The sequence below is a fragment of the Saccharothrix sp. BKS2 genome (genome assembly GCF_047689505.1).
GTDB lineage: Bacteria > Actinomycetota > Actinomycetes > Mycobacteriales > Pseudonocardiaceae > Actinosynnema > Actinosynnema lopnurensis.
Genome location: NZ_JAUQOL010000023.1, coordinates 1 through 11,660, shown reverse-complemented (window position 1 = coordinate 11,660; position 11,660 = coordinate 1). Strand labels below are relative to the sequence as shown.

The following is an 11,660-nucleotide window of genomic DNA, read 5'->3' as shown; positions in this document are numbered from 1 at the left end:
GGTGGGTACGGCGGCGGCCACCAGGGCGCCGAAGACGGCGGCCAGGTCCCGCCGCCCGTGCTCCTTGAAGGCGAGCACGAGTTCGCGCGCCGCCCCCGCGTAGGGCGCCAGGGCGTACACGGGTGGGCCGGCGCCGGCGACCCGGACGCGCCGGGGCGGGCCGAACCCGGCCAGGCAGCGGGCGCACACGAGCGCGCCCCAGGCGCGGCAACCGGGGCAGCGGGGCGGGAACAGCAGGGTGATCAGCATGGAACGAGCGTGCCGGCGACCACCGACGGAAAAGGGGGTCGGGAGCCGCCCCAGGAGTTCCCGATCGGGTGAAAAAAGCGGTGGTCAGCCCGGGTAGAAGACCTGGGTGGCCCGGTCGACCTCGGTCGGCGAGGCCCGCCACACGTCGGCCACGTCGCCGGCGCTCCACAGCCCGCTCTGGTCCACCGCGAGCACGTTGCGCCCCGGCGCGGCGGTCACCGAGGTGACCGGCGCGGTCAGGTTCGAGGTGTTGTAGCGCTCGATGCCCAGCCCGTCGACGGTGATCTTCGCGATGGGCCACGACGCCAGCGAGGTGCTCACCACGAGCACGTCCTGCGCCAGCCAGTCCAGCGACAGCGCGGTCGCGCCCACGAGCGACGGCTGGAGGTTGCGCGGCGAGCGCAGCGTCACCGCCGAGTCCTGCCCGCGCACCACGGCCGCCACGAGCAGCCGCCCGCCCGCCACCGCCGCCACCCGCGTCCCGTCGCGGGACAGCCGCAGCTCGGTGATCGGCCCGTGCAGCGCCAGTTCGGAGGCGTTGACCGTGCGCGCGGTCCACCCGGTGTCGGTGGCGACCACCCGCACCACGTTGGTCCGGTCGACGACGGTCCACACCTCGCCGCTGGGCTCGTCCTGCTGCCCGCTGGGCACCCACGTCGGCCTGGTCATCGAGGTGGCGGCCAGGTCGACCTGGCCCAGCCCGTCGTTCACGCCGCCCACGCGCAGCCGGACCGAGCCCTCCCCCACCCGGCCCACCACGGCCAGCCGGTTGCCGTCCAGGGACTGGGCGGCGCTGACGGCCTGGTACTCGCCGGTGCCCGCGGGGCCGGCGACCTGCTCGCCGTTGACGCGCCGCAGCCGACCGCCGGTCAGCAGCATCCCGGTGAGGCCGGCGCCGGGGGCGGTGAGGGCCTCGCCGGTGTCCACGTCCGCGGAGCGCCACTCCTCCCGCTCGGCGAGGATCGGCTGGCCCTCGACGAGCACCCGGATGCGGCTGCTGCTGACCCCGGTCAGCGACTTCACCACCTGCGCCACGACCTTCCGGCGCACCGCCGCGGTGATGTCGCCGACCTTGGTCAGGTCGACCTCCAGCGCCCCGTCGTCGGCCTCGGTGGTGTTGTTGCGCTGCTCGGCGCCGTTCGGGACGGCCGACACCAGCGCGCCGCGCAGGGCCACCGCGGGCCCCTTGAGCAGCAGCTGCGTCACCCGGTAGGGGATGGACGTGGAGGGCGCGACCACCACGTAGCGGGGGTCGGGCACGAGCACGCTGAAGTCGGAGTTCCAGAAGAACAGCGTCACCCGGCGGTAGTGCTGGTTGAACCCGCCCTGCGGCACGTAGATGCCGTCGGGGGGCTGGGAGATGCGCCACTGGCCGTCCGCGTCGCGGGCGACGCCGATGGCGGTGTCGACGTTGCCGACGAGCTCGACGAACGAGTTGTCCTCCAGCTGGAGCCGGCCGACCTTCTTGCCCTGGAGCAGCACGGTGCGGGCCCCGTCGTCGTCCTCCGCGCCGAGCCCCGTCGGCACGGTGTTGAACGTCGGGTCGATGATCGTCGGCGTGCTCCTGGTGTTCCAGCTCTCCTTGGCCGCGTCGGTGAGGTACGCCTTGGCCGCCGCGTAGCCGTCCTCGGGGTCGGCGGTGGCGTTGACGAACTCGCGGACCAGGGTGAGCGGGTCGATGTCCCGGGCGGGCTGGATCGCGGCGGTCTTGGTGGCGCGGCCCGCGGAGGTGTTGACCGCGATCGGGGAGGTCGCGGTGGGGATCGCCGCGCAGCCCGAGGCCGTCAGCAGCACGAGCAGCGCGAGCAGCGCCTGGCGCGGCCTCACCGGACCTCCTCGCGTTCGCCGGTGACCGGCTGGGCGGGCTGCCACGTGATCTCCTCCTCGGTCAGCTCGACCTCCTCGACCGGCTCCGGGGCCTCCGGCGCCGGGTCGACCACCGGCAGGCCGGGCGGCACCAGCGGCAGCGGGCTGCCGGTGATCCCGTGCCCGTGCCGGCACGGCACGGTCAGCCGGAACACCGCGCCGTGGCCGCGCTCGCCCCACGCCTCCAGCCACCCGCCGTGCAGGCGGGCGTCCTCCAGGCTGATCGACAGGCCCAGGCCGGTGCCGCCGGTGCGGCGGTTGCGGGACGGGTCGGCGCGCCAGAACCGGTTGAACACCAGGTCCGCCTCGCCCGCCCGCAGGCCCACGCCGTGGTCCCGCACGGTCACCGCGATCGCGTCGTCGTCGCCGCGCATGGTCAGCTCGACCGGCAGGCCCTCGCCGTGGTCGACGGCGTTGGCCAGCAGGTTGCGCAGGATTCGCTCGACCCGGCGGGCGTCGACCTCGGCGAGCACCTCGTGGTCGGGCAGGTCCACCACGATCGTCGAGCCGCTGCTGTTGGCGATGGCGCGCACCGCGTCGTGGGCGCGGCGGGCCAGCACGCGCACGTCGACCAGCTCGGCGGCCAGCTCCTCCACGCCCGCGTCCAGGCGGCTGATCTCCAGCAGGTCGCCCAGCAGCGACTCGAACCGGTCCAGCTCGTCCACCAGCAGCTCGGTGGAGCGGGCCAGGCCGCCGGGGAACTGCTCGCGGGAGGCGTGCAGCACGTCGGCGGCCATCCGCACGGTGGTCAGCGGGGTGCGCAGCTCGTGCGAGACGTCGGAGGTGAACCGGCGCTGGAGCTGCCCGAACGCCTCCAGCTGGTGGATCTGCCGCTGGATGCTGGCGGCCATCTCGTTGTAGGACTCGGCCAGCCGCGCCACGTCGTCCTCGCCGATGACGGGCATCCGCTCGTCGAGGTCGCCGTCGGCGAAGCGCTCGGCGATCTCGGCGGCCTGCCGCACCGGCCGCACGACCTGCCGGGTGACCAGGTTCGCGATCACGGCGAGCAGCAGGAGCAGCACCAGGCCGCCGACCACGAGGGTGTTCTGCACGACCTCCGCGGTGGTCTGCTCGCCGGTCAGCGGGAACAGCAGGTACAGGTGCATGGCGCGGGACGAGGTGCTCACCGGTTTGCCCACGACCAGCAGCGTCGTCGGCCCGGTCTCCCGCTCGACGGTGGTGATCTGGTAGCCGGTGCTGGCCTCGCCGAGCATGTCGAACAGGCCGCCCGGCACCTCGCGGTAGGGGCCGACGGCGACCGGCAGGCCGTCCGCGCCGACCTGCTCCGGGTCCCACAGCACGGGTTCGAACGCGCCCGCGCCGGAGCCGGCGGGGTCGAGGTCGACGCCGGAGCTGGTGAGCTTGGTCAGGGCGAGGGTGAAGCGCGCCTTGACGCTGTCCGGGCCGGGGTTGAGGCCCGCCATCTCGGGCTGGATGGCCGCCGCGCTGGCGTCGGTCTGCCGGACCGCCGCCTGGATCTTGTCCTGGAGCAGCTGGTCGGTGATCTGCACCTGGAGCACCATGCCCAGCACGAACACCACGGCCGAGGACAGCGCCAGGGTGCTGACCACGACCCGCAGCTGGAGGGAGCGGCGCCACAGCTCGCTGAACGCGACCGCCCGGCGGCGGGCGCGCTCGACCGCGCGGCGCGCCTCGCGCACCACGGGGTCGAGCAGCCTGCGCCGGGCGGGCCGGGTCATCCGCACCCGGTCGGCGCGCCGCCGATCACGGAGGACCCGCCTTGTACCCGACGCCGCGCACGGTCAGCACCACCTCGGGGTGCTCCGGGTCGCGCTCGACCTTGGACCGCAGCCGCTGGACGTGCACGTTGACCAGGCGGGTGTCCGCGGCGTGCCGGTAGCCCCAGACCTGCTCCAGCAGCACCTCGCGGGTGAACACCTGGCGCGGCTTGCGGGCCAGCGCCACGAGCAGGTCGAACTCCAGCGGGGTGAGCTGGATCGGCCTGCCCTCGCGCAGCACCTCGTGGCCGGGCACGTCGATGGTCAGGTCGCCGATCTGGAGCACCTCGGCGGGTTCGGCCTCGGTGCGCCGCAGGCGGGCGCGGATGCGCGCGACCAGCTCCTTCGGCTTGAACGGCTTGACCACGTAGTCGTCGGCGCCCGACTCCAGGCCGAGCACCACGTCCACGGTGTCGCTCTTGGCCGTCAGCATCACGATCGGCACACCCGATTCGGAGCGGATGGCCTTGCAGACGTCGATGCCGTTCATGCCGGGCAGCATGAGGTCCAGCAGGACCAGGTCCGGCTTGAGCTCGCGCAGCGCGGGCAGGGCGCGGGCGCCGTCGCCCACCACGGCGGTGTCGAAGCCCTCGCCCCGCAGCACGATGGTCAGCATCTCCGCCAGGGCGGGGTCGTCGTCCACGACGAGCACGCGTGCCTTCATACCCGACATCGTCCCACTAACGGCCGGCAGCCCCCGCACCGACCGGTGGTCATCGCCGCTGGTCGCCGCACGGGTCCAGTCCGTGACCACTCTGTGTCGCCGTTGCACGTGACCGCCTCGCCTCGCCGAACCCGGATCTTCAGCGGGTCATCGGCCTGGCCGTCACGTTTCGTTACACCGCTCCCCCGCCGACCGACCAACGGGTGAACCAGCGGTCGACGAGGGTGTCCACGCGCAGGTCAGCGGTGCCGTCCAGCACCTCCCACGGCGACACCCAGCCCGCCGCGGCCAGCTCGTCGTAGGCGGCGGCGCAGCGGGCCTGGAGGCCGCCGTCGGTCTCGTAGAGGTCGCGGTCCCTGGCCTCCTCCGCCTCGCGCCGGGCCGCGCGGTCCGCCGCGACGTCGGCGGGCACGCGCAGCAGCAGCTGGAGGTCGGGCACCGGCAGGCCGAAGCGGTCGAACTCCAGGGCCCGCAGCCACTCGACGAACCCCCCGTCCGCGGGCTGCCGCAGCCGGGCCGCCCCGTAGGCGGCGTTGGAGGCGGCGTACCGGTCGAGCAGCACCACGTCGTGCCCGCGCAGGTCGGCGCGGATGCCGTCGGCCGCGGCCCGCCGGTCCAGGGCGTAGAGCACGGCCATGCCGTGCACCGAGTCGGTCAGGTCGCCCAGCCTGCCGTGCAGCGCGTCGCACACCAGTTCGGCGTGCACGTCCTGCTCGTAGCGGGGGAACGCGCCGGTCGCGACGCGGAGGCCGCGGGCGTCCAGCGCGTCGGTGAGGGCTTTGGCGAGGGTGCGTTTGCCGGCGCCGTCCAGGCCCTCGATCACGACGAGTTTTCCCACGAAGAACACCCTAAGGGGCAGCGCTCCTCCACGTTCGGCGGCATCATGTCGCCCAGTCGGGTGATGAGAGATCCTTTCGATCACCAGATCGAGTGACTACGGTGAAGCCCATTTCCGGTTGCGCGAAAGGGTGGTGCCGCGGTGACCGCGGATTCCGGGCACGCCAGACCGGTGGACGAACCGGTGGGCCACCCGACCGGGGGCCTGTCCGCCGGGGGCCACCCCACCGGGGGCCTGTCGACCGGAGGGCTGTCAACCGGGGGCCTGCCGAACGCGCTCGCCGAGACGCTGCGCTACGGACCGTTCCACCGGGCCCTGCACGACGCCATCGCGCACCGCGGGCTCTCGCTGGCCCGGCTGCGCGCCCACCTGGAGCAGCAGGGCGTGCAGGTGGGGCAGTCCACGCTCAGCTACTGGCAGCGCGGCCTGCGCCACCCCGAGGTGCCGCGCGCGATCGCCACCGTGCGGGCGCTGGAGACCGTGCTGAAGCTGCCGCCGGAGTCCCTGGTGGCGCTCGTCGGCCACCGCCCCCAACCCCGGCCCGCCCGACCGGCGTGGCTGTCCCCCGCGCCGCTGCCGGCCGAGTTCGCGGCCGTCACCGACATCGGCGCCAACACCGACCTGGACGTGCTGTCCGTGCACGACACCGTGCTGGTCGGGCCCGAGCGGGAGCAGCGGTCGATCACCACGCGGCTCGTGGTGCGCGCGGCCAAGGCCGGGCCCGACCGGTTCCTGGCCGTGCACCGGGGCGACGAGGGCAGCCTGGTCGACAACGCGCTGGTGCGCCCCGGCGAGGGCTGCCGGCTGGGCCGCACGCGGCGGCAGCCCGCGGCCCGCGGGCTCGCGTTCGAACTGCTGTTCGACCGCAGGCTCGCCGAGGGCGAGGAGCACGTCTTCAGCTTCACCGTGGTCGACGACACCGGCGGCCCCACCCCCGGCCACCACCGCACGTTCGGCGGGGCGTGCCGCGGCTACCTGCTCCAGGTCGCCTTCAGCCGCCGCACCCTGCCCGCCCGGTGCACCAAGCAGTTCCGACCCGACGCCGCGTCCCCGCCGGTGGACCTGGAGGAGCTGGTGTGCGGGCTGGGCGGCTTCGTCAGCGCCTACTTCGAGGACGTCGGCCCCGGCGTGGCCGGGATCGGCGTCGAGTGGACCTGAGGGCGCGGACGCGGCGGGGCGGCCGGGACCCGAGGGCCCCGACCGCCCCGGACGGCGTCAGTAGCGGTAGTGGTCCGACTTGTACGGGCCCTCGACGTCCACGTCGATGTACTCGGCCTGGTCCTTGGTCAGCTTGGTGAGCCGGCCGCCCAGCGCCTCCAGGTGGATGCGCGCGACCTTCTCGTCCAGCTTCTTCGGCAGCCGGTAGACCTCCCTGTCGTACTCCTCGTGCTTGGTGAACAGCTCGACCTGCGCGATCACCTGGTTGGAGAACGAGTTGGACATCACGAAGCTCGGGTGACCGGTGGCGTTGCCCAGGTTCAGCAGGCGGCCCTCGGACAGCACGATGATCGAGTGGCCGTCCGGGAAGACCCACTCGTCGACCTGCGGCTTGATGTTGATCCGCCGGATGCCCGGGTAGCGCTGGAGGCCGGCCATGTCGATCTCGTTGTCGAAGTGGCCGATGTTGCCCAGGATCGCCTGGTGCTTCATCCGGGACATGTGCTCGGCGGTCACCACGTCCTTGTTGCCGGTCGTGGTGATGACGAGGTCGGCCCGGTCGAGCACGTCCTCGAGCACCTGGACGTCGTAGCCGTCCATGGCCGCCTGGAGGGCGCAGATCGGGTCGATCTCGGTGACCACGATCCGGGCGCCCTGGCCGCGCAGCGACTCCGCCGCGCCCTTGCCCACGTCACCGTAGCCGCAGATCACGGCCACCTTGCCGCCGATCAGCACGTCCGTGCCGCGGTTGATGCCGTCGACCAGCGAGTGGCGGATGCCGTAGCGGTTGTCGAACTTCGACTTGGTCACCGCGTCGTTGACGTTGATCGCGGGGAACAGCAGGTCGCCGGCCGCGGCCAGCTGGTACAGCCGCATCACGCCGGTGGTGGTCTCCTCGGTCACGCCCCGGATGCCCCCGGCGATCCCCGTCCACTTGCCCGGGTCGGCCGCCAGCGAGCGGCGCAGCGTCTCCAGGATGATCCGCCACTCCTCCGGGTCGTCCGCCCCTGCCTCCGGGACGACCCCCGCCTTCTCGTACTGCACGCCCTTGTGGACCAGCAGCGTCGCGTCGCCGCCGTCGTCCAGGATCATGTTCGGGCCGGTGCCGTCGGGCCAGGTCAGCATGGACTCCGCGGTCCACCAGTACTCCTCCAGCGTCTCGCCCTTCCAGGCGAACACCGGCACGCCCCGCGGCTCCTCGACGGTGCCGTGCGGGCCGACGACCACGGCCGCGGCGGCGTGGTCCTGGGTGGAGAAGATGTTGCACGAGGCCCAGCGGACCTCGGCGCCCAGCGACACCAGCGTCTCGATGAGCACGGCGGTCTGGATGGTCATGTGCAGCGAGCCGGAGATCCGCGCGCCCCTGAGCGGGTAGACCTCCGAGTACTCGCGGCGCAACGTCATCAGGCCCGGCATCTCGTGCTCGGCCAGCCGGATCTCCTTGCGGCCGTACTCGGCCAGGGAGAGGTCCGCCACGGCGAAGTCGACGCCGTTGCGGTGTTGGAGCCTCTCGGCGGTCATCGTGGATTCCTCCATATCGGGTTCGTCCGACCATACCGCCCGCCACGCCGGGTCCCCGGAAGTCGACGCCAAGTGTGGCCGATGCACCACTATGGCCAGGTGGCCTGAGGCTCGCTGGAGGTTTGGTGCTCATTCCCGGCCCCGACACGAGGGTGGTCGAACTGCGGGTGCACGGTGTCCAGGGCACCACCCCGGAGTCGTTGGTCGACGCGGTCGCGGCGGTGGACGTGGCGGGCGACGGGCTGGGCCGCGTCGTGCGCCCGGCCGACCGGCTGCGCAGGCCCGCGCCCGGACCGGTGCTCCAGGCGGGCGGGCGGCCGGTCTCGCGGGTGGTCGAGGGCTACGTGTGGGGCCGCATGACCTCCGGCGGCCTGGCCAAGGCGACGTGGGCGCTGCTGTTCCCGTTCGCGCTGGCCAACGTGGCGCACTGGATGCTGCCGCCGACGCCCGCCGGCAGCGTGCCCGCGCGCCTGCTGGGCACCTGCCTGCGCGCGCTGCTGCGGTTGGCGGCGCTGCTGCTGACCGTGCTGCTGGTGGCGCAGCTCGGGGTGATCAGCCTGGACCTGGTGGCCGCGCAGTGCCTCGCGCCCGGCTCGGGGTGCCCGTGGGGGCGGACGTGGGCGGGCGGGGCGCCGTGGGTGCGGGCCCTGGTGGGCACGGCTCCGATCGCGCTGGTCCTGCTGGTGCTGCACCGGATGTCGAGCGTGGACTGGCGGATCGAGCGCACCGGGCCGCCCGCCGCGGCCGACCCGTCCTCCGGCCTGCCGGGCGCGCTGGTGGCCGCCGACCCGGACACACCCGCGCTGCGGGTGCTGCACCTGGTCGCGGGCCTGGGCACGGGGGTGGCGGTCGCGCTGGGCGGTCCGGCGGGGCCGCTGCCCGCGCCGGGCTGGCACGGGCGCGCCATCGCGGTGTGCTGGGCGGCCGGGATCGCGCTGGTCGCGGTGGCGGCGCTGGGCGCGGTGCTGCTGGACGACCCGACCGGCGCCGCGCCGCACCGGGGCGGGCGGTGGCTGCGCGCCGCGCTCGGTCGGGAACCGCGCCGGGTGCTGCACACCGGCGCGTGGCTGCTGCTCCTGGCCGCCACCGCGCTGCTGGTCAGGCTGCCCGCGTGGCACCAGGGCGCGGACCTGCCGCCGCGGCTGCCCGGCGCGGACCTGTCCGTGCAGCTGGTGGCCGCGCTGGCGACGCTGGTGTGCCTGCTGATCGGGCTGCTGCTGGTGCCCGCCGCGCTGCTGGCCCGGCGCGACTGGTCGGCGCAGCCGCGCGGGCTGCGGCCGTGGGCGGGCGGCTGGATGGCCGCGCCGGTGGTCGCGGTGGCGGCGATGCTCGGCGGCGGGTTCGGCGCGGGGCTCGCGCTGGCGCTGCGGGGCGTGCTCGGGTTCGGCAGGCTGCCGCGCGGCTACTCCTACATCGTGCTGCTGTGGGGCGTGGCCGGGGTGCTGGCGCTGGCCGCCGGGCTGGCGGTCGCGGCGACGACCGGGATGCTGCGGTGGAGCTCGCTGCGGCGCCGGGAGGAGTGGGCGCGCGAGGCGGCCCTGCTGCACGCCGGGCGTCCCCGGGACGTCAAGCGCGCGGCCCGCGCCTGGTGGTGGGCGCGGTGGCAGCGGCGGCACAGCCACCAGGCCGTGCTGGGGCTGGCGGTCGTGCTGGTGACCGGCGCGGTGCCCGCGGTGTTCCTGCGGCTGAAGGAGGTGGACCCGCCGGAGTGGTCGCGGCCCGTGTCCACCTTCGGCGTGGTGGTGCTGGCCCTGCTGGCGCTGGCGCTGCTGCGGGCGGTCCACCTGGCCGCGCGGCGGCCGGACAAGGCCCGGCAGGTGGGGGTGCTGGCCGACCTGGCGGCGTTCTGGCCGCGCGAGGCGCACCCCGTGGTGCCGCCCTGCTACGCGCTGAAGGTGGTGCCGGAGCTGGTGGCGCGGGTGCGGGAGCACCTGGCCGACCCCGGCACCCGGGTCGTGCTCGCCGGGCACAGCCAGGGCAGCCTGCTCACCGCGGTGGCGGCGGCCCGGCTGCTGGAGGAGCTGCCGCCGGAGCAGGCCGAGCGGCTGGGCCTGGTCACCGCGGGCTCCCAGCTCCAGTGGGCGTACTCGCGGGCGTTCCCGGCGGTGGTGCCGCACAGCTCGCTGGCCTCGCTCTCCGGGCGGCTGGGCGGGCGGTGGCGGGCGCTGTGCCGGGGCACCGACGCGCTGGGCGGCGCGGTGACCACGTGGGACCGCCAGGTGTTCGACGAGGCGCTGCTCGGGGTGGGTTTCCGGGCGGACGGCACGACCGGGGCGCTGCCGCCCGCGCGGCGGGGGCCGACGGGCGCGCTGGTGCTCGGCGGCGACCACTGGCTGCCCGACCCGCAGCGGGGGCCGTTCCCCGGTCGCCGCTGGGCGCCCGGCGTGAACCGGCACGCGGACTACACCTCCGACCCGGAGTGGGACCGGGCGGTGGCGATGGCGGCCGGCCTGGACACCGGGGAACCGGTGTCCCCCCGGCTGTCGACGATGCGGTCGACCGGGCTGTCGACGGGTTTGTCGACCGGACTGCCGACCGCGCGGTCGGCGGGGTTGCCCACCGGGCTGCCGACGAGCCTGCCGACCGCGCGGCAGGCGCCGTTGGCGGAACCGGAACCGGAACCGGAACCGAAGTAGTCGGGGGCGGGGGCCCTCGTGCCGCGGGCCTCCACAGCCGACATAGAACGAGTCGTTGGCCGACCTGCGCCTCGGGGAGTTGCGATTTGTACGCCGTGGATGACGTGGACGACAGGGAAGAGCGCCGCCGGGTGGGCACCAGGATGCGTGACCGGGTGGTCGACCGGGGGTGCCGGCTGCGGCAGGCCCCGCCGCACGAGGAGGAGGACGGCCTGATCAGCCTCACCGGCGACACCCCGGTCAACGCGGTGGACGACGTCCGGCGGAAGGCGCCGCCGGCGCGCCGCGCCCGCGAACCCTCCCGATTATCCGGCCCGGCGGAACCGGCGGCCACCGCCTCCGCCGCGCCGGACCCCGGCGACGTGGTGACCGCCAGGCTGGGAATCGCCCGGGGCCTCGCCGCGATCGGCGACCGGCGCACCAGGGCCGCGCCGGTCGTCCACGCACTCGGGTGCGGCGTCGCCGGGACGGCGGAACCGCTGAACACCACGCACGGCGCGGTCAAGGGCGCGCTCCAGCGCCACCGGCACAACGCCGGCCGCGCGAACCGGGAGGGGGGTGACCATGCCTGAGCCGATCCGCAGCGGGCGGGCCGCGTTCGAGGGCTTCGTCGAGGGGTCCCCGCCCGGCGCCCGCGACCCGCGCGGTCGCGGGCCCGCCGAGGCGATCACGGGCCGGGTGGAGCAGCCGGGCGCGGCGGCGTACCCGCCGACCGAACCTCCCGCCCGGGGCGCCGGCCGCGCGGCGCGGGCCTCGGGCGCCACCGGTCCGCTGCCGGCGCCGACCGCGGCGCTGGGCCGGGGTGTGTCGTGGCCCGGCAACAGCCTGCTGGGCCGGCTCCGGGAGAGCACGAGGCAGGAGCTGCTGGAGATCGGGACGGTCGTGCGCTACACCGCCGACCGCGAGGTGATGGAGCAGGACGCGAAAGACACTCATGTGTTGTTGTTGCTCGATGGTGTGGTGAAGGTGCAGACCACGGACGAGACGGG

General features: G+C 74.8%; 8 protein-coding genes and 1 pseudogene. 4 read left to right on the top strand and 5 right to left on the bottom strand.

The features are described 5' to 3' along the window. Positions 1-333: 333 nt before the first annotated feature. The 4 genes from Q5530_RS34645 to Q5530_RS34630 form a co-directional block, all read right to left on the bottom strand. On the bottom strand, positions 334-2,076 hold the full coding sequence (locus Q5530_RS34645) for an LpqB family beta-propeller domain-containing protein (RefSeq protein ID WP_415367049.1): 1,743 nt from the start codon (positions 2,074-2,076) through the stop codon (positions 334-336). After that, on the bottom strand, positions 2,073-3,815 hold the full coding sequence (gene mtrB / locus Q5530_RS34640; protein ID WP_415367048.1) for an MtrAB system histidine kinase MtrB: 1,743 nt from the start codon (positions 3,813-3,815) through the stop codon (positions 2,073-2,075). Before mtrB ends, Q5530_RS34645 begins: the two co-directional genes overlap by 4 nt. Positions 3,816-3,840: 25 nt before the next feature. Beyond that, a complete protein-coding gene (gene mtrA, locus Q5530_RS34635; protein ID WP_033429120.1) occupies positions 3,841-4,518 on the bottom strand; it encodes an MtrAB system response regulator MtrA in 678 nt (225 codons plus the stop codon). 172 nt (positions 4,519-4,690) lie between these two features. Further along, complete coding sequence (locus tag Q5530_RS34630; RefSeq protein ID WP_415367046.1) at positions 4,691-5,356, bottom strand: dTMP kinase; 666 nt, start codon at positions 5,354-5,356, stop codon at positions 4,691-4,693. Positions 5,357-5,497: 141 nt separating this feature from the next. Here Q5530_RS34630 and Q5530_RS34625 point away from each other — a divergent pair, with 141 nt between their 5' ends. Further along, on the top strand, positions 5,498-6,514 hold the full coding sequence (locus Q5530_RS34625) for a hypothetical protein (protein ID WP_415367044.1): 1,017 nt from the start codon (positions 5,498-5,500) through the stop codon (positions 6,512-6,514). Between the two features lie 57 nt (positions 6,515-6,571). Here Q5530_RS34625 and ahcY read toward each other — a convergent pair whose 3' ends face one another. Continuing rightward, positions 6,572-8,035, bottom strand: a complete 1,464-nt coding sequence (ahcY, locus tag Q5530_RS34620) for an adenosylhomocysteinase (protein WP_415367043.1) — start codon at positions 8,033-8,035, stop codon at positions 6,572-6,574. 125 nt (positions 8,036-8,160) lie between these two features. On the opposite strand from ahcY, the gene Q5530_RS34615 reads away from it, so the two are divergent. The 3 genes and pseudogenes from Q5530_RS34615 to Q5530_RS34605 form a co-directional block, all read left to right on the top strand. Further along, positions 8,161-10,671: a hypothetical protein gene (locus tag Q5530_RS34615; RefSeq protein ID WP_415367042.1), complete on the top strand. Its 2,511-nt coding sequence runs from the start codon at positions 8,161-8,163 to the stop codon at positions 10,669-10,671. A 104-nt stretch (positions 10,672-10,775) separates the two neighbouring features. Beyond that, the gene (locus tag Q5530_RS34610; RefSeq protein WP_415367041.1) at positions 10,776-11,243 is read left to right on the top strand and encodes a hypothetical protein; all 468 of its coding nucleotides are present in this window, start codon (positions 10,776-10,778) and stop codon (positions 11,241-11,243) included. After that, positions 11,236-11,660: pseudogene (locus Q5530_RS34605) on the top strand (hypothetical protein); the annotation flags it as partial. The gene Q5530_RS34610 and the pseudogene Q5530_RS34605, both read left to right, overlap by 8 nt.

What these genes read in the sequence shown, in the direction of transcription:
- mtrB (WP_415367048.1), bottom strand. Translation starts at nt 3,815, where the DNA reads ATGACCCGGCCCGCCCGGCGCAGGCTGCTCGACCCCGTGGTGCGCGAG.
- ahcY (WP_415367043.1), bottom strand. Translation starts at nt 8,035, where the DNA reads ATGACCGCCGAGAGGCTCCAACACCGCAACGGCGTCGACTTCGCCGTG.
- mtrA (WP_033429120.1), bottom strand. Translation starts at nt 4,518, where the DNA reads ATGAAGGCACGCGTGCTCGTCGTGGACGACGACCCCGCCCTGGCGGAG.